A 17,170-nucleotide genomic window follows, 5' to 3' on the forward strand; every position below is an offset into this window, starting at 1 on the left:
CCCGGTCAATGGCGGTTATGGCCTAAATCGGCTGGCAGCTGCCGCGGCGCTCCGGTATCGTGCGCGGATGACTTCCCCCACTCCGGCCCCCCGTGGCGGCGTGGCGCGTGTGTGCCGTTACCTGTACCGCGTACCGCTGCTGTTGGTCCACATCACCGTGTTCCTGCCGCTGATCCTGCTCGGCATGCTTCCGCCGTGGGGCGAGCTGCGCGTGGGCGAGGATACCTTCGGCGCGAAGGTGGTGAACTGGTGGCAGGGCGGGCTGATGTGGATCTTCGGCTTCCGCCTGTCACGGGTGGGCCAGCCCTTGCCCGGTGCCGTTCTGTTCGTCGCCAACCACGTCAGCTGGGTCGACATCTCCATCCTGCACAGCCAGCGCATGATGGGCTTCGTTGCCAAGCGCGAGATCGCCAGCTGGCCGTTGGTGGGTTGGCTCGCCGCGCGCGGCCAGACCATCTTCCATCAGCGTGGCAACACCGAATCGCTCGGTGGGGTGATGCAGGTGATGGCCGATCGCCTGCGTGCCGGCAAGGCGGTCGGTGTGTTCCCGGAAGGGCGCACCCGCGGTGGCCACGAAGTGGGGCCGTTCCATGCCCGCATCTTCCAGGCCGCGGTTGAAACCGGCGTGCCGGTGCAGCCGGTGGCGCTGGTGTACGGGATGAAGGGCGACGCACAGACCATCGTCGCGTTCGGCCCGGGCGAGAGTTTCGCCGCCAATTTCCTGCGCCTGCTGGGTGAGCCGGCGCGGCATACCGAAGTGCATTTCCTGGAGCCGATCGGTACCCAGGACCTGGAAGGCCGTCGACGCATCGCGGAAACCTCGCGCGCGCGCATCGTGGCGGCCATGAGCACGCAGTGAGGGTGCGGTGGCCCTGATACCGCCACCTGTCCTGGACGCCGGTACGCCGACGCTGCATGCGGCTGACTATCAGCCGCCGCGCTGGCTGCGCAATCCGCACCTGCAGTCGATGCTCAGTTCCAGCCGCATGCGCCTGCAGCGCGGCCTGCTGCTGCTGGCGGCCACCGGTGCAGTCAGCGAAGAGCTGATCCTCGATGGCGGTGATGGCGTGCGCCTGCAGGGCTGGCACAGTCATGTCGAAGGCCGCGAGCCGAAGGGTGTCGCGCTGCTGCTGCATGGCTGGGAAGGCAGTGCCGAATCCAGTTACATGCGCATGGCCGCCGCGCGCATGATCGAGCAGGGCTTCGACGTGGTGCGGCTGAACTTCCGCGACCACGGCAACACCCATCATCTCAATCCCGGCATCTTCCACTCCAATCTCATCGATGAAGTGGTGCACGCCGCAGGCGACATCGCCCAGCGCTGGCCGCAGCTGCCGCTGGTGGCCGCCGGCTATTCGCTGGGTGGCAACTTCGTGCTGCGCCTGGCTCTGCGTGCACCGGCCGCCGGCGTGCCGCTGCTGCGCGTGGCCTCGGTGTGCCCGGTGCTGGATCCGGCGTTGACCATGGAGAACATCGAGAACGGCCCGGCGATGTACGACTGGTACTTCCGCCGCAAGTGGGCCGGCTCGCTGCGCCGCAAGCGCGATCTGTTCCCCGAGCTGAGCGACTGCGACGACCGCGTGCTGAAACTGGACATCCGTGCACTGACCGCCTGGCTGGTCGAACGGCACACCACCTTCGGCTCGCTGCAGGCCTATTTCGATGGCTACTCGATTGCCGGTGACCGCCTGTCCACCCTGCAGGTGCCGGCCGACATCCTGATGGCGCAGGACGACCCGGTGATCCCGTACGCGACCTTCAGCGATTGGCAGCTGCCGCGCCAGGCGCACCTGGAAACCGCCTGCTGGGGAGGCCACTGCGGCTTCCTGGAAAACTGGCGGGGTGACGGCTTCTCCGAGCGCTGGGTGGCGCAGCGCCTGCAGCAGGTGCTGGCGGGCTGAACCGGCACCGGTGCGCGGACCGCTACAATGCGGGTTTGCACTTGAACCGGACCGCCATGCAAGACCAGATCATCCAAGCGTTGCGCCAGAACCAGGCCGACCAGGCCGTGCAGCTGGCCCAGGCATGGACCCGTGATGAACCCGGCCAGGCCGGCGCCCACCGCTGGCTGGCGCTTGCGCTGCAGCAGCAGGGCAAGGCCGAAGATGCCATGGAAGCCCTGCAGCAGGCGTTGCAGCTGGCACCGGACGACGCCCAGCTGCACCTGCAGCATGCTGGCCTGCTGCTGGCCCTGCGCCAGTACGAAGGCGCCGACGAAGCGCTGGCGCGCACTACCGGGCTCGACCCGAACTCCTTCTCCGCCTACCTGATGCAGGCGCACCTGGCGATCGGCCGCAACGACTTCGATGAAGCCCAGCGCCTGTCCACGCTGGCCTCGCGCGTTGAGCCGGATCACCCGGAACTGCTGACCATCGACGGCATGATCGCGCTGCGCCGTGACGATCCGGATCGTGCGCTGACGCTGCTGTCGGCGGCCAACCAGGCGCAGCCCAACGACACCCGCGTGCTGTACGCGCTGGGCTTCGCCTACCTGGGCAAGGACATGCTGGCCTTCGCCGAGCAGGCGTTCCGCCGCGTGCTGGAACTGAACCCGGCCATCAGCTCGCTGCATGGCCTGGTGGTGCAGCTGGCGCTGCGCCAGGGCAACCTGGAGGCGGCTGCCGAAGCGATGCAGATCGCCCTGCAGCAGGAAGGCATGGATACGCCGTCGATGCGCCGCCTGGCCGGTGAACTGTCGCTGCGCGGTGGCCAGCCGCTGCGGGCGCTGGACCACCTGCTGCCGTTGCTGGAATCGATCCCCGACGACCGCCAGGTGCTGCAGCTGCTGCTGATGTCCTGGCAGCGCCTGGGCCGCGAAGACGAGGCGCGCGCGCGCCTGGACGCCGCCCTGGAGCAGCACCCGCAGCTGCACGACCTGTGGCTGGCGCGCCTGGCCGTGGAAGAAGTGGGCAGCCCGACCGCCGCCGCGACCGTGGAACGCTGGATGGACGCGATGCCAGGTCATCTGCCGGCCCTGGAAGCGCGCCTGCGCCTGCATGACATGGTGGGCGAACACGAACAGGCTGAAGCCATCGCCGAGCGTATCGTCAGTCTCGAACCGGGCCGCGTCAGCGGCGAAACCCGCCTGGTTGAAGGCCTGTTGCAGCGTGATCCGGTCGCCGCGATCGCCCGCGTGCAGGCGCTGATCGACAGGGCGCCGGACGGCCATCGCGCCGACCTGCGTACCTGGCTGGGTGAAATCCAGGATCGCGCTGGCCAGCCGGAACAGGCGTTGCAGACGTGGATGGCGCTGCAGGCCGACCAGGCGCCGCAGCGCCTGCCGCTGCCGCCGCAGGCCAAGGCGCCGCCGAGCTGGCCGGACAAGGGCGAGATCGACGCTGATGCCAGCTCCGCGCCGATCTTCCTGTGGGGCGCGCCGGGTTCGGGCGTGGAGCGGGTTGCGACCGGCCTGGCCGCCGCCAGCCCGGTGCTGCGCAGCGACCGTTACACCAGCAATCCGCCGGATGATGCATTCCAGAACTACCACACGCTGCAGGACCTCGCCTCCGGCGTGCTGACCCCGGAGCGCCTGGTGCAGCGCTGGCGCGAGCAGCTGCCCGTGCGCGGCTTGCAGGGTGATGCCGTCATCGACTGGCTGCTGTGGTGGGACAACGCACTGCTGTGGGCGCTGCGCCCGCAGCTGCCACAGGGGCGCCTGGTGCTGGTGCTGCGTGATCCGCGCGACATGCTGCTGGACTGGGTGGCCTACGGCGCCGCCGCACCGCTGGCGATGACCTCGCTGGCTGAAGCCAGCGAATGGCTGGCACGCGCGCTGGCGCAGGTTGCCACCCTGCACGAGGAAGATCTGTACCCGCACGTGCTGCTGCGCATCGACCAGATCGGCAACGATCCGCATGCGATGGCCGAGCTGCTGGGACGCCTGTTCGAGCGGCAGATGCCGCCGGCCGCACAGCTGGGCGCACCGCGCTTCCCGCCGGGCCACTGGCGCAACTATCGCGACGTGATGAGCGCCGCCTTTGCCAAGCTCACCCCGATTGCGGTGCGCCTGGGTTACCCGGAAGAGTAAGGAGAAGCCGATGCAACTGAGCAGCCACAGCCTGACCAACGGCGCGCCGATCGACCGCGAGTTCGCCGCTGGCGATGCCGCAGGCTTCGCGCCGGACCGCAACCCTCACCTGGCCTGGAACGGCGCGCCGGAAGGCACGCGTTCGTTCCTGCTGGTGTGCGTGGATCCGGATGTGCCGACCGTTCCGGAAATGGTCGGCCGCAGCGACATGACCGTGCCGCGCGACCAGCCGCGCTGCGACTTCGTGCATTGGGTGATGGCCGACATTCCGGCCTCGGTGCAGGAGATCGCCGCTGGCAGCTGCAGCGATGCCTTCGTGGTGAAGGGCAAGACCGCACCGGCGGGCCCGGCCGGCAGCCGCCAGGGCCTGAACGACTTCACCGGCTGGTTTGCCGGCAATCCGGACATGGCCGGTGACTATCTGGGCTACGACGGCCCGTATCCGCCGTTCAACGACGAACGCGTGCACCGCTACTTCTTCCGCGTGTTTGCGCTGGACGTGGCTTCGTTGGAGCTTCCGGCACGCTTCACCGCCGCAGATGCGTACCGTGCCATGCACGGCCACGTGCTGGCCGAAGCGGCGTTGCACGGTACCTACACATTGAATCCTGCGCTGGGTTGAGCGCGTCTGCAGGGCCGGGCCAAACCCGACTTTGCTTTCTGTAGCCATGCTCGCCTGCTTTTCGCCCAGTCGAGCATGGCTGGCCTCTATAAAGCCCCGATCGAGCCGGCTCGACCTTGCCGGCTGCACTTCTCATCTGTTTTTCAGTGGCACCGGCGCGAACACCAGCGTGTCGCCACGTGCGGTATGCAGGGTCAACGGCCCCGCGCGACCCATGATCAGTGTGGAGGCCCCCAGAATCCTGCGCTTGGCTTCGGTTTCCTGTTCGCCTTTGGCACCGAAGCATCCCTTCAGGTTCTGTTCCATGCTGCCCAACGTGAGCTGGCTGTCTTTCAACGTGTATGGGCCGCCCATGCCGTTGCACAGGTTCAGCACGTTGGCACTGGTGCCGCGGAACAACAGACCGACGGGCGGATCACTGGCGATGAACAGTGCATCCAGGCGCTTGCCGTTGCCGTCGACTGCGTGGGTGAGATGCCACTCGTATGCCTGTAGGCGTTGCAGATCGCTGGCATCACTGGCTGCCGCGAGGCCGGCAGGCGTTGTGGCCAGCAGGAGCGCGAAAATGCGGGAAAGAATCATGCCTGTCTCCTTGGCGGTTGGGTATGTAGAGTCGAGCCATGCTGGACTGCCTTCTTCCCAGCCGAGCATGGCTCTACTTCAAGGTGTCCCATGGAAGAAGGGCGACCTCGCGGCCGCCCTTCTGTTTTCTTACTTCTTCTCGATGGCCGACTCGACCACCATGTCCAGCACGTACGCCTGCGACGGCGCATCAGCCGGCGGGTTCTTCACTTCGTAGCGCTTCACGCGCACCACGTTGCGCACGCCGTCTTCGTGGGTGTAGCCCTCGATGTTGCCGTAGAAGTTCTCGAACTTGCCCGGCTCACCCTGCTTCAGGCCCTTGTCGTCGAACTTGACCTCACGCACCTGCAGGCACTGGTAGTCCGGGATCAGCGGGTGCGAGCACTTCTCGGTCTTCGCGGCCACTTCCAGGAACACGGTTTCGCCGGCGCCGCCATAGCGGGTTTCAGCGGTCGGTTCCGGGTTGAACACCAGCACGTCGCCCTTGGCGGTGGTCAGGGTCAGCTTGCCATCGGCATCCTGCTCGGCCTTCAGCTCGCCCTGCAGGCGGCTCGACACGGCCTCGTCCAGCGCCATCAGCGCCTTGTCGGTGCAGGCCATCATGGTCGAGGCCATCGCACTGACCGTCAGCTTGCCGTCGGCCAGTGTGTAGCCGCCACCCATGTGGTTGCAGGCGTTGCTGACCGACAGGCGGCCATCAGCGAAGTCCAGGGTGACCGGCTTGTCTTCGCGGGCGAACAGCGCGTCGATGCGCTTGCCGTCGGCGGCGGTGGCCTGCTGCAGCAGCCAGTGCTGGCTCTGCAGGCGCTGCGCGTCCAGGTGCGCCAGCGTCTGCTGGTCTGCTGCCTTTGCCGCGGCCGGGGCCACGTCGTCGCCGCCGGTGCCGGCCGGGGCCGGGGTCTGGCTGCAGGCGGCCATCAGGGCCAGCGGGAGGAGCAGGGTGAGCTTGCGGTTCATGGTGATTCTCCTTGGGGAACCGTGGGGGAAACGGGGTAGGGCCGACAACGGGGTTACCGTGCCCCGGCGCTGTTCAGCTGCCGGACGGCAACCACAGCAGCAGCGCCGCGCCCAGCGCGATGCGGTAAATGGCGAAGGCGGTGAACCTGTGCGACTTGATGTAGCCCATCAGCCACTTCACTACGACGAAGCCGGTGACGGCCGCGGCAAGGAAGGCCACGCCCACGTCGGCCCAGTTCTCGCTGCCCAGCTGCCCGGCCTTGGCCATCTCCAGGAAGGTGTAGGCGCTGGCGGCGAACATGGTCGGGATGCCGACCAGAAACACGAACTCAGCGGCGGCGGCGCGGCGGCTCAGGCCCAGCAGCATGGCCAGGAAGATGGCCGAGGCCGAGCGCGAGGTGCCGGGGAACACGCCGGCCACCACCTGCGCCAGGCCCACACCGATCGCCACTGTCCAGGTCACCTGGTCGCGGTCGGGCAGGCGCGCGGTATAGGCCTCCACCAGCAGCATCCAGACGCCACCGATGATCAGTGCCCAGGCCACCGGGCTGACCGTCTCCGGCAGCGACCAGCCGGCCTTGCGCACCACCAGGCCGACCACGGCGGTGACCAGGAAGGCCGCGCCCAGCTTGAACACGTACTCGCGGTTCTCGCGCTGGTTCAAGCCGGTGGCCAGCTGCAGCAGGCGCTGGCGGAACACCAGCACCACGGCCACGATCGCGCCGGCCTGGATGACGATGTTGAAGAAGTCCGAGCGGGCACCCAGCCAGTGCTGGGCGATGAGCAGGTGGCCGGTGCTGGAGATCGGCAGGAATTCGGTCAAGCCTTCGAGGATGCCCAGCAGCAGGGCGGAGAGCAGGTCGGACATGGACAGTGCGGGCACGCGCGGCAGGTAGGAAGAAGGTCGAGAGGATAGACGATCCCTGCTGCACCAAACGGGTGCGTCTGGTGCTGGGTGCACCCAATTGGTGCGCACCGATTTGCACCGGTTCAGGGCACCCTTTTTGAAATCAATGACTTGCAGCCTGCGAAAAGTTGGCACGGTCGTTGCTCTACCTCAGCAGGCATTCATCCCCATCCGAGGTCGTACCGATGTCCGTGGAAAACGTTGAGAAGCTGATCAAGGACAACCAGATCGAGTTCGTCGATCTGCGCTTTGTCGACATGCGTGGTGTCGAGCAGCACGTGACCTTCCCGGTCAGCATCATCGAGCCGTCGCTGTTCGAAGAAGGCAAGATGTTCGACGGCAGCTCGATCGCCGGCTGGAAGGGCATCAACGAGTCGGACATGGTGCTGCTGCCGGATACTGCCAGCGCCTACGTCGACCCGTTCTACGCCGATCCGACCATCGTGATCAGCTGCGACATCCTGGACCCGGCCACCATGCAGCCGTATGGTCGTTGCCCGCGCGGCATCGCCAAGCGCGCCGAGGCTTACCTGAAGTCCTCCGGCATCGCCGAAACCGCGTTCTTCGGCCCGGAGCCGGAATTCTTCATCTTCGACTCGGTCCGTTTCGCCAATGAAATGGGCAATACCTTCTTCAAGGTCGATTCCGAAGAAGCCGCCTGGAACAGCGGTGCCAAGTACGACGGCGCCAACAGCGGCTACCGTCCGGGCGTGAAGGGTGGCTACTTCCCCGTGCCGCCGACCGACACCCTGCACGACCTGCGCGCCGAGATGTGCAAGACCCTGGAACAGGTCGGCATCGAAGTGGAAGTGCAGCACCACGAAGTGGCCACCGCAGGCCAGTGCGAGATCGGCACCAAGTTCAGCACCCTGGTGCAGAAGGCCGACGAACTGCTGCGCATGAAGTACGTCATCAAGAACGTCGCGCACCGCAATGGCAAGACCGTCACCTTCATGCCCAAGCCGATCGTCGGCGACAACGGCAGCGGCATGCACGTGCACCAGTCGCTGTCCAAGGGCGGCACCAACCTGTTCTCCGGTGACGGCTACGGTGGCCTGAGCCAGCTGGCGCTGTGGTACATCGGCGGCATCTTCAAGCACGCCAAGGCCATCAATGCCTTCGCCAACTCGGGCACCAACAGCTACAAGCGCCTGGTGCCGGGCTTCGAAGCGCCGGTGATGCTGGCCTACTCGGCCCGCAACCGTTCGGCCTCGTGCCGCATTCCGTGGGTCTCCAACCCGAAGGCGCGCCGCATCGAAATGCGCTTCCCGGATCCGATCCAGTCCGGCTACCTGACCTTCACCGCGCTGATGATGGCCGGCCTGGACGGCATCAAGAACCAGATCGACCCGGGCGCACCGAGCGACAAGGACCTGTACGACCTGCCGCCGGAAGAAGAGAAGCTGATCCCGCAGGTCTGCTCCTCGCTGGACCAGGCGCTGGAAGCGCTGGACAAGGACCGCGAGTTCCTGAAGGCCGGTGGCGTGATGAGCGATGACTTCATCGACGGCTACATCGCGCTGAAGATGCAGGAAGTGACCAAGTTCCGCGCGGCCACCCACCCGCTGGAATACCAGCTGTACTACGCCAGCTGACCGGATGCGATGGCGGTGGGCTTCCCCTCCCACCCGCCGCCATCGCTTCCGTTCTCGCGGCTGGGGAGCCGCAAGGCGGGCGCAGGCCCGCCGTTGTAGAGCGGACTGTCGGTCCGCTGCATTGGAACGCGGGCCTTTGGCCCGCTTATCCAGGGGCAAGAGAAAGACCGGATACGCGACCAGGGCCGCCCTCCCTCCCGCGTCGGTCGTGCAAGGAGAGAGGCACGGCCGTCCCGGCCCTGTATGTGTCCGGTGCAACAGCCACGGCCATCATCTGATGGCCGCGGGTTGCCTGATGCCAACGCGCGTCTGCGCGCTGGCCCCATCCACCATCGGGACATGCGCATGAAACTGATCTCCGCCATCATCCGGCCGTTCAAGCTCGACGAGGTCCGCGAGGCCCTGTCCGACGCAGGCGTGTCGGGCATCACCGTGACCGAAGTGAAAGGCTTCGGTCGCCAGAAGGGCCACACCGAGCTGTATCGCGGCGCCGAGTACGTCGTCGATTTCCTGCCCAAGATCAAGATCGAAACCGTGGTCACCGACGAGCGTGCCGACGCGGTGATCGAAGCGATCCAGTCGTCGGCAGGCACCGGCAAGATCGGTGACGGCAAGATCTTCGTCACCGCCGTCGAACAGGTCATCCGCATCCGCACCGGCGAAATCGGTGCCGACGCGCTGTAACCCCCCTTCCGGAGACTCCCCCATGAAGATGCGCCTTCTCACCGGGTGGCAAGCCCGGTTCCATGTCGTGTGGCTGTTGATGCTGCTCAGCGCGTTCGCCGCCGGTGCGTGGCCGGGCAGCGCCCATGCCCAGGCACAGGTGTCGCCGCTGCCGAGCGAAACCGTAGCGGTTGAACCGTTGCAGGCCCCGGTGGCCGCAGCACCTGCCGCTGCCGAAGCAACGGCCCCGGCGTTCGACCACGGTGACGTGGCCTGGATGCTCACTTCCACCCTGCTGGTGCTGCTGATGGTGGTGCCGGGCCTTGCCCTGTTCTACGGCGGCCTGGTGCGTTCGAAGAACGTGCTGTCGGTACTCAGCCAGATCCTGGTGGTGTTCTCGCTGGTGCTGCTGCTGTGGGTGGCGTACGGCTACAGTGCGGTATTCAGCGCCGGCAACCCATTCTTCGGCTCGTTCACCGAATTCGCCTTCCTCAAGGGCTTCACTCCGGAGTCGGTCGGCAACACGCCGATCAAGGGCCTGCCGGATTACCTGTTCGTCGCCTTCCAGTCGACCTTCGCGGGCATCACCACTGCGCTGATCGTCGGTGCCTTCGCCGAACGCATCAAGTTCCGTGCGGTGCTGCTGTTCTCGGCGCTGTGGTTCACCCTCAGCTACATCCCGATGGCGCACATCGTCTGGGGGGGCGGCTACCTGGGTGAGATGGGCGCGATCGATTTCGCCGGTGGCACCGTGGTCCACATCAACGCAGGCGTTGCCGGCCTGGTGGCCGCATGGTTCGTCGGCAAGCGCCTGGGCTATGGCCAGACCGCGCTGAAGCCGCACAACGTGCCGTTCACCTATATCGGCGCGATGCTGCTGTGGGTGGGTTGGTTCGGCTTCAACGCCGGCTCCGCCGCCGCAGCCGATACCGTAGCTTCACTGGCCTTCCTCAACACCGTGCTGGCCACGGCTGCGGCTGTACTCGGCTGGACGCTGGTGGAAGCGATCAGCAAGGGCAAGCCGTCGGCACTGGGCGCCGCCTCGGGCGCGGTGGCCGGCCTGGTCGGCATCACCCCGGCCTGCGGCACCGTCGGTCCGCTCGGCGCGATCGTCATCGGCTTCGTCGCCGGCGTGGTCTGCGTGTGGGGCGTGACCGGCCTCAAGCGCCTGCTGAAGGTGGACGACACCGCCGACGTGTTCGGTGTGCATGGCGTCGGCGGCATCGTCGGCGCGATCCTTACCGGCGTGTTCAGTGCACAGTCGCTGGGTGGCACCAAGGCCGATCTGGATATCGCGCACCAGGTCTGGGTGCAGGTGGTCAGTGTCGGTCTCACCGTGGTGTGGTCGGCCGTGGTGACCGCGGTCATCCTGCTGGTGGTCAAGGTCGTGGTCGGCCTGCGCGTGACCGAAGAGGCAGAGCGCACCGGCCTGGATGTGACCTCGCACGGCGAATCGGCCTACGAGGCCTGAAGTAGCGGTGCATGGACGAGGTGGGTGCCGACCGTTGGTCGGCACTTCCACTGTCCTCGTTCTGGTAGGTGCCAAGCTTGCTTGGCACGGGGTCTGGGTCTGCTCTGGTGGGTGCCGACCGTTGGTCGGCACAGCCGGTAGCCCATCCACACATGGCGTGGATCTACCGCATCCTCTCTGGTGGGTCCCAAGCTTGCTCGGCACGGCGGCATGCATCATCGCGCCCGATCGCGCACAATCAGGCCATGCACCCGATCCGCACGTCCCTGATGCTCTCGGCCTGCCTGCTGCTGGCCGCCTGCGCCTCCACGCCGCAGGAAACCCGCAACCCGCTCGCCACCTGGGTGCCATCGCCCAACCAGAACGCGCGCACGCCGGTCATCATCGTCATCCACCACACCGAGCAGAAATCGGTGCAGCAGAGCCTGCACACGCTGCGCACGGCCAACAGTGGTGGACCGGTCAGCGCGCACTACCTGATCGGCGCCGATGGCCATCGCTACCAGCTGGTGGCCGATGTGCGCCGCGCCTGGCATGCGGGGGCCGGACGCTGGGGCACCATCACCGATCTCAATTCGGCCTCGATCGGCATCGAACTCGACAACGATGGCCGCAGCCCGTTCAGTGCGGCGCAGATCGAATCGCTGATCGTGCTGCTTCGCGATCTCACCACCCGGTTGAACATCCCGCCGCGCCAGGTGATCGCCCACGCCGACCTGGCACCGACGCGCAAGCAGGATCCGAGCCGCTTCTTCCCCTGGCAGCAGCTGGCCGAGGCCGGGTTCGGGGTCTGGCCGCGCGCTGCGGATGGTGCTGCGCCGGAAGGCTTCGATGCGTGGAATGCACTGGCCCGCTTCGGCTATCCGCTGGACAACCGCGAAGCCACCGTCGCCGCCTTCCACCGACGTTTCCGTGGCCGCGACGACTTGCCGAAGACGCTGGATGCCGAGGACGCCCGCATCCTGCATTCACTGCTGCTGCAGACCCCATGAGCCAGTAGTGCCAGCCCATGGCTGGCAGCCTCACTCCATCCCCAGCTCGCTGCGCAGTGCCGCCACATGCGCGCGCCCAACAGGCAACTCGCTGCCGTCGCTCAGCACCAGCCAGTAGCGGCTGCCCGAGGCCGCATGCAGGGTACGCACCTGGCGCAGGTTGACCAGGTAGGAACGATGGCAGCGGACGAAATCCGCAGGCAGCACGCTGGCCAGCGCGGCCAGGGATTTGTCATGCAGTTCACTGCCACCGTCGCGCAGGCGCACCTGGCTGTAGTCGCCGTCGGCGCGTATCCACAGCACGTCCGCCAGTTCGACGGTCGCTGTACCCTGCGCACGCCAGATGCCCAGATACCGCGCGCGACCGGCGCGGACGCCACCGGTATCGAGCAGGCGTTCCAGCGCCTGGGCAAGGCGCTCGCGTGAGAAGGGCTTGGGTACGAAGTCGAGTACGCCGTGTTCGAACGCCTGCAATGCGCGCTCGCGGTGTGCCGACACCACCACGCACTGGTAGCGCCCGGCCACGGCGCGGCGCAGCAGCTCGAAGCCATCGTCGCCGCCAAGGTTGAGGTCCAGCAGCAGGCCGTCGTAGACGCTGCGCTGCAAGCGGTCGCCGGCCGCTTCCAGATCGGCCACCGCATCGAAACGCGCCCGTGCACCGGCCACCTCGCCGCACAGGCGCAGGAGGCGCTGTCGCACCAGCGGCTCGTCCTCGACGATCAGGATGCGCATGTCAGCTCGATCCGGCCACACCAGTGGTCACCGTCGATGCCCTGCACGAAGCTCCAGCCGGCGGGGCTGGCTGCCGCCAGACTGGCCTCGATGTAGCGCGTGCCGGTGCCACGTCCGCGATGCGGGGCCGAGCCTCGCGCACTGTGCAGTTCCAGTATCCAGCGCGCGTTGTCGCGCTGCACGCGCAGGCGGAAAGGGTGCAGTGCACAGGCGACAGCACCGGCATGGGTCAGTGCATTTTCCACCTGCGCATGCAGGATGCCGGGCGGCAACGAAATCGCCGCATCCTCGCCCTCGACGTCCAGCATCATGCGCCGGTCCAGAGCAAGACCGACGATATCCAGATGGCTGCGGCACAACGCCAACTCGTCCTGCAGGGGTACGCTCTGGCGGCTGCTGCTGTCGCGCAGGCGATCGAACTGATCAGCCAATGACTCCACCAGGCGGCTGGCGCGCATCGGTGACTGTTCGATCAGCTCCTGCAGGCAGGTCAGCGTGTTCATCAGCCAATGCGGCTGGATACCCCGTTGCAACAACTGCAACGACAGCTGCGCGCGTTCTTCGCGCAGCCGGGCGTTGTGCCGGTCTAGCGCCTGCAACTGGGCAGCGTGGCGCAGTAGCAGGAACACCATCAGCACCGCCAGCAGCAGGAAGTAAGGGCCATCAAGGAAGGCGCCGCGTGCGACCAGCAGCGCGAGCAGGCCGGCAGACAGCAGCGCCAGGATCGGCCATCGGTCTTCCTGCCCCGCAGGCGTGCGCAGCAGCACCCACACCGAGGCGAGCAGGCTCAACAGCAGCACCGCCGCTGAGCGGGTGTCGAAGCCGGGCAATGCGATGGCCGCGGCCATGATCAGCGCCAGATAGATGAAACCACTTGCCTTGGGCACGACCACCTCGAAGCGACGCGCAAGATAGGCTGGCAGCAGCACGGCCGCGATGACATGCAGTGCAAGCAGCGCGACCAGGCGAACGCCGTGCCACGGGTAGGTGTAGCCCAGCAGTGATCGCCACGCCTCGACCGCGGGCAGTGCAAGTCCCACCACCCCCAGCGCCAGCAGCAGCCGCGCGCCGGGTTTGTGCGCCTGTCCCCGCAGCACGGCCAGGAAGTACAGGCACGCTGCCGCCAGCGCACCGGTGGCGAACGCGGCGATCAGCCACGGCAGGATCACCTGGCCGTACAGCACGGCGGCAGGCGCGATCAGTACCATCGCATCGGCACCATGCAGAGCAAAGCGTTGCTGTTGGCTGGACGCAAGCGCCACCAGCTCATCGCTGGCGTTGGCCGAAGGAGGCGGCAGCACGCGGACGATGTCGATGCGTCCCGGCCGCTCTTCTTCGGCGGTACGGCCGACCACGCCATTGCTGATCCACGGTGTGCCATTCCAGTACAGCTGGCTGGCCGCGCGCAGCGACAGTCGCAGGGCGCGGCCGTGATCACCGGCGACAGCCGGCGCAGGCACATGCCAGCGCAGCCAGTACGGGCCGCGCCAGCGCGCCAGCGCGCGTTGGTCCAGTGGCTGCCAAGCCAGGTCCTGCGCCGGTCGCGTCGGCAGGGGGCCGGATGCTCCGAGGTTCGCAGGTGCCATCTCCGCCCCGCGCAGCTGCACCATTCCGGGCGGGGGCGTCGTCGCGATCAGCCACGCGGCGACGGCCGCAAGCAATACAACGAGGACAGCCAGGGTTCGTAGGATCTGCATGGCGGCCATCGTATCGGCTGCGCGGAGACATTGGGCTGCCGTCTGGAGACGTTCGGCAGATGGACGCGCCCGCAGCGCGGCGAGGGAGCAGATGCTGGCGGTGCACATCCTTCCATCGGAGCCCAACATGACCCGCAGCGCCTCTACCTCCGCCGGCCGTTTCCAGGTTCGTCGCCCTGTCGTGGCTGCCACCCTCGCCGTGCTCTGCCTGGCCCTGGCCGCGGCCCTTCCCGCGCAGGCCAGTCCGGCGGCGCTGACATTCGAGCCCTACACACTGCAGACCAAGGGCCATGGCGATATTCCCGCCGAGATCGCCACGCTGGAGGTGCCGCGTCGGCACAGCGAGCCGGACGGTCCGCGCCTGCACCTGAATGTGGTGCGCCTGCGCGCGACGGCCGGCAATGGCCGCGCGGCACCGGTGGTCTACCTGGCGGGTGGTCCGGGTGGTTCCGGTATCGACACTGCACGGGGTCCGCGCTGGCCTGTGTTCGACCAGGTGCGGCGCGAATCCGACGTGCTGCTGCTCGACCAGCGCGGCGCCGGCCAGTCCGAGCCGCCGCCGGAATGTCCGCATGAAACACGTTTCGACGACGCCCAACCCCTGCAGCGCGATACGGCCCTGGCCGCAGTGCAGGCCACGGCGGCGAAGTGTGTAGCGTTCTGGCGTCAGGCCGGCGTCGATCTCGGCGCTTACACCACGGCCGAGAGTGCCGGTGACCTCGACGACCTGCGGCGCGCGCTGGACGTGCCGAAGATCAGCCTGTGGGGCATGAGCTACGGCACCCATCTGGCCTTGGCCACGGTACGCCTGCATGGTGCCGGTCTGGAGCGCGTGGTGCTGATGGGGTCCGAAGGGCCCGACGATACGCTGAAGCTGCCGCTGAGCAGCGACGCGCTGCTGCAGGAGCTGACAGTGCTTGCGCGCAAAGACGGCTTCGACGATCTCGCCGGATCGGTCACCCGCGTGCTGCAAGCGCTGCGTGAGCAGCCGCGGCAGGGCCGCAGCCACATGCATGCGGGCAAGCAGGTCACCATCGGCCTGTACGACGCGCAGATCGTCATCGCCAACATGCTGGGGCAGCGCATCACCCAGCAATGGCTGCCGTTGGTGCTGCGCGAGGCCGAGCGCGGCAACTACGATCCGCTGGCAGACCTGGTGCTGATCGGGCGCGCCCAGTTCGCACAGTTCCCGGCCATGGGCCTGGCGATGGACGTTGCTTCCGGGCAGAGCCCGCAGCGCCGGGCGCTGGCCGAAGCACAGGCACGCCAGAGCCTGTTCGGCGACGGGCTGAACTTCCCCTTCCCGGCCATCGGCGAAGGCCTCGGCCTGGCCGATCTGGGTGAGGGCTTCCGCCGGCCGCTACACAGTGAGGTGCCGGTGCTGTTCATCAGCGGCACGCTGGATGGACGCACGCCCCCGGCCAATGCCGCTGCACTGCTGCCGGGGTTCAGCAACGGCCACGCGCTGCTGGTGCGCAATGCAAGCCACCACAACGAGCTGTGGACCGGCAACCCCGCCATCGCCCGCAACATCGTCGACTTCCTCGCTGGCCGCGCCGTGAGCGACACCGTGCTGGACGTGCCGCCGCCGGTGTTCGCCACCCACAGCAGTGAGTCGCTGGGCGGCAAGCGATAAGGCCGTCGTGTGGCGCAGGATGCGATCCCGGTCCTGCGCCACGCCCGATTGCACTACATTGGGGCAATGACTGACCTCATCGCCCCCTTCAACCGCACGTGCTGGAGTCTTCTTGCGCTTGCCGTGCTTGCTGGTTGTTCCACCACCGCCCCCCGCACCGGATCCGAAGTGCCGACGGCAGTCACACCGCCGGCGGCCACCTACGCCAAGGTCGCATGGAGCGCACTGCCGCCGGTCTCCGACAGCGATCTGCAGGCCGGCTTCGTTGCCTGGCGCAGCAGCTGCACCCGCCTGAAGAACGATGCAGTCTGGGCCAGACCCTGCGCCACCGCCGCGACGGTGGCGGACAAGGACCCGGCCGCGATCCGCCAGTTCCTGCAGCGCGATTTGGATGTCTATGCACTGCGTGCCGGCGGCCACCAGGCCGACGGGCTCATTACCGGCTACTACGAACCGATCTATCCCGGCAGCCTCACCCGCACGGCCACTGCCACGGTGCCGGTGTACGGCACGCCGGATGATCTGGTGGTGGTGCAGCTGGAGAGCCTCTACCCGGAACTGAAGGGCAAGCGTTTGCGCGGGCGCGTCGAAGGCAAGGTGCTCAAGCCCTATGACGACGCCGGCACCATCGCGGCAAAGGGCGCCAAGGCGCCGGTGCTGGCCTGGCTGACTGATCCGATGGACCTGCAGCTGCTGCAGATCCAGGGATCCGGCCGGGTGCGACTGGGCGATGGCACGCAGGTGCGGCTGGCCTATGCAGAACAGAATGGCCACCCGTACCGCGCCATCGGTCGCTGGCTGGTGGACCAGGGCCAGCTGAAGAAGGAAGACGTCACCATGGACGCCATCCGCACCTGGGCCCGAGCCAATCCCGCACGCGTGCCGGAACTGCTGCGCAGCAATCCCAGCTACGTGTTTTTCGTGCGCAACCCGGACAGCCCGGAAGGTCCACGCGGTTCACTGAACGTGCCGCTCACCGCCGGTTACAGCGTGGCAGTGGACCGCACCGTGGTGCCGCTGGGCAGCCTGCTGTGGCTGTCCACCACGCGCCCGGACGGCAGCCCGGTGGTGCGCCCGGTGGCCGCGCAGGACACCGGCGGTGCCATCGCCGGTGAAGTGCGCGCCGACCTGTACTGGGGCAGCGGCGATGCCGCCGGCAAGCTGGCCGGTGACATGAAGCAGAAGGGCAACATCTGGATGCTGTGGCCGAAGGGCGTGGCGTTGCCGGCGCCGGCCCAATGAAGCGCTCACCTGCGTGCTGCAAGGTCGGGCGATAATGGCGCCATTCC

Annotated in this window: 15 protein-coding genes; 10 read left to right on the forward strand and 5 right to left on the reverse strand. The window is 67.4% G+C overall.

The features are described from left to right. Positions 1-67 precede the first annotated feature (67 nt). From AC5P8D_RS19435 to AC5P8D_RS19450, 4 genes are read left to right on the forward strand one after another with little or no spacing between them, the layout of a single operon-like run. Positions 68-859 carry a lysophospholipid acyltransferase family protein gene (locus AC5P8D_RS19435; RefSeq protein ID WP_159359637.1) on the forward strand — a complete coding sequence of 264 codons (792 nt, stop codon included), beginning with the start codon at positions 68-70 and terminating at the stop codon, positions 857-859. A 52-nt stretch (positions 860-911) separates the two neighbouring features. Next, positions 912-1,901: a YheT family hydrolase gene (locus AC5P8D_RS19440; RefSeq protein WP_495203618.1), complete on the forward strand. Its 990-nt coding sequence runs from the start codon at positions 912-914 to the stop codon at positions 1,899-1,901. A gap of 56 nt (positions 1,902-1,957) precedes the next feature. Beyond that, on the forward strand, positions 1,958-4,027 hold the full coding sequence (locus tag AC5P8D_RS19445) for a tetratricopeptide repeat protein (protein ID WP_043400777.1): 2,070 nt from the start codon (positions 1,958-1,960) through the stop codon (positions 4,025-4,027). Between the two features lie 10 nt (positions 4,028-4,037). After that, entirely contained in the window at positions 4,038-4,649 is a 612-nt protein-coding gene (locus tag AC5P8D_RS19450; protein WP_043400774.1) for a YbhB/YbcL family Raf kinase inhibitor-like protein, read from the forward strand. A gap of 132 nt (positions 4,650-4,781) precedes the next feature. On the opposite strand, the gene AC5P8D_RS19455 is transcribed toward AC5P8D_RS19450, so the two are convergent. From AC5P8D_RS19455 to AC5P8D_RS19465, 3 genes are all read right to left on the reverse strand, one after another. Next, complete coding sequence (locus tag AC5P8D_RS19455; RefSeq protein WP_100064786.1) at positions 4,782-5,300, reverse strand: META domain-containing protein; 519 nt, start codon at positions 5,298-5,300, stop codon at positions 4,782-4,784. 60 nt (positions 5,301-5,360) lie between these two features. Continuing rightward, positions 5,361-6,188: an META and DUF4377 domain-containing protein gene (locus AC5P8D_RS19460; RefSeq protein ID WP_010487212.1), complete on the reverse strand. Its 828-nt coding sequence runs from the start codon at positions 6,186-6,188 to the stop codon at positions 5,361-5,363. Between the two features lie 73 nt (positions 6,189-6,261). Further along, positions 6,262-7,056, reverse strand: coding sequence for an undecaprenyl-diphosphate phosphatase (locus AC5P8D_RS19465; RefSeq protein ID WP_010487209.1), 795 nt, complete (start codon positions 7,054-7,056; stop codon positions 6,262-6,264). A gap of 224 nt (positions 7,057-7,280) precedes the next feature. Here AC5P8D_RS19465 and glnA point away from each other — a divergent pair, with 224 nt between their 5' ends. From glnA to AC5P8D_RS19485, 4 genes are all read left to right on the forward strand, one after another. Then, positions 7,281-8,690 (forward strand): type I glutamate--ammonia ligase, encoded by a 1,410-nt coding sequence (gene glnA / locus AC5P8D_RS19470; RefSeq protein ID WP_010487206.1) that lies wholly within the window; start codon positions 7,281-7,283, stop codon positions 8,688-8,690. Positions 8,691-9,035: 345 nt separating this feature from the next. Further along, entirely contained in the window at positions 9,036-9,374 is a 339-nt protein-coding gene (locus AC5P8D_RS19475) for a P-II family nitrogen regulator (protein ID WP_004134334.1), read from the forward strand. Positions 9,375-9,396: 22 nt separating this feature from the next. Next, entirely contained in the window at positions 9,397-10,824 is a 1,428-nt protein-coding gene (gene amt / locus AC5P8D_RS19480) for an ammonium transporter (protein WP_043400789.1), read from the forward strand. Between the two features lie 245 nt (positions 10,825-11,069). Then, entirely contained in the window at positions 11,070-11,816 is a 747-nt protein-coding gene (locus AC5P8D_RS19485; RefSeq protein ID WP_043400769.1) for an N-acetylmuramoyl-L-alanine amidase, read from the forward strand. A 30-nt stretch (positions 11,817-11,846) separates the two neighbouring features. On the opposite strand, the gene AC5P8D_RS19490 is transcribed toward AC5P8D_RS19485, so the two are convergent. Together AC5P8D_RS19490 and AC5P8D_RS19495 are read right to left on the reverse strand one after the other, a co-directional pair. Next, complete coding sequence (locus AC5P8D_RS19490) at positions 11,847-12,548, reverse strand: LytR/AlgR family response regulator transcription factor (RefSeq protein ID WP_043400767.1); 702 nt, start codon at positions 12,546-12,548, stop codon at positions 11,847-11,849. Beyond that, on the reverse strand, positions 12,536-14,134 hold the full coding sequence (locus tag AC5P8D_RS19495; RefSeq protein WP_227199571.1) for a histidine kinase: 1,599 nt from the start codon (positions 14,132-14,134) through the stop codon (positions 12,536-12,538). The genes AC5P8D_RS19490 and AC5P8D_RS19495 overlap by 13 nt, the downstream gene beginning before the upstream one ends. 238 nt (positions 14,135-14,372) lie before the next feature. Here AC5P8D_RS19495 and AC5P8D_RS19500 point away from each other — a divergent pair, with 238 nt between their 5' ends. Both AC5P8D_RS19500 and mltA read left to right on the forward strand, forming a co-directional pair. Then, positions 14,373-15,881, forward strand: coding sequence for an alpha/beta hydrolase (locus AC5P8D_RS19500; RefSeq protein WP_495203583.1), 1,509 nt, complete (start codon positions 14,373-14,375; stop codon positions 15,879-15,881). Between the two features lie 66 nt (positions 15,882-15,947). Beyond that, a complete protein-coding gene (gene mltA / locus AC5P8D_RS19505; RefSeq protein ID WP_019336493.1) occupies positions 15,948-17,123 on the forward strand; it encodes a murein transglycosylase A in 1,176 nt (391 codons plus the stop codon). Positions 17,124-17,170: the final 47 nt, after the last annotated feature.

The sequence above is a fragment of the Stenotrophomonas sp. YJH_SMC_101-4 genome (genome assembly GCF_059370395.1).

Coding starts and splice junctions, on each gene's coding strand:
- AC5P8D_RS19435 (WP_159359637.1), top strand. CDS start 68: ATGACTTCCCCCACTCCGGCCCCCCGTGGCGGCGTGGCGCGTGTGTGC.
- AC5P8D_RS19445 (WP_043400777.1), top strand. CDS start 1,958: ATGCAAGACCAGATCATCCAAGCGTTGCGCCAGAACCAGGCCGACCAG.
- AC5P8D_RS19450 (WP_043400774.1), top strand. CDS start 4,038: ATGCAACTGAGCAGCCACAGCCTGACCAACGGCGCGCCGATCGACCGC.
- AC5P8D_RS19455 (WP_100064786.1), bottom strand. CDS start 5,300: ATGCTCGGCTGGGAAGAAGGCAGTCCAGCATGGCTCGACTCTACATAC.
- AC5P8D_RS19460 (WP_010487212.1), bottom strand. CDS start 6,188: ATGAACCGCAAGCTCACCCTGCTCCTCCCGCTGGCCCTGATGGCCGCC.
- AC5P8D_RS19465 (WP_010487209.1), bottom strand. CDS start 7,056: ATGTCCGACCTGCTCTCCGCCCTGCTGCTGGGCATCCTCGAAGGCTTG.
- glnA (WP_010487206.1), top strand. CDS start 7,281: ATGTCCGTGGAAAACGTTGAGAAGCTGATCAAGGACAACCAGATCGAG.
- AC5P8D_RS19475 (WP_004134334.1), top strand. CDS start 9,036: ATGAAACTGATCTCCGCCATCATCCGGCCGTTCAAGCTCGACGAGGTC.
- amt (WP_043400789.1), top strand. CDS start 9,397: ATGAAGATGCGCCTTCTCACCGGGTGGCAAGCCCGGTTCCATGTCGTG.
- AC5P8D_RS19485 (WP_043400769.1), top strand. CDS start 11,070: ATGCACCCGATCCGCACGTCCCTGATGCTCTCGGCCTGCCTGCTGCTG.
- AC5P8D_RS19490 (WP_043400767.1), bottom strand. CDS start 12,548: ATGCGCATCCTGATCGTCGAGGACGAGCCGCTGGTGCGACAGCGCCTC.
- AC5P8D_RS19495 (WP_227199571.1), bottom strand. CDS start 14,134: ATGGCACCTGCGAACCTCGGAGCATCCGGCCCCCTGCCGACGCGACCG.
- AC5P8D_RS19500 (WP_495203583.1), top strand. CDS start 14,373: ATGACCCGCAGCGCCTCTACCTCCGCCGGCCGTTTCCAGGTTCGTCGC.
- mltA (WP_019336493.1), top strand. CDS start 15,948: ATGACTGACCTCATCGCCCCCTTCAACCGCACGTGCTGGAGTCTTCTT.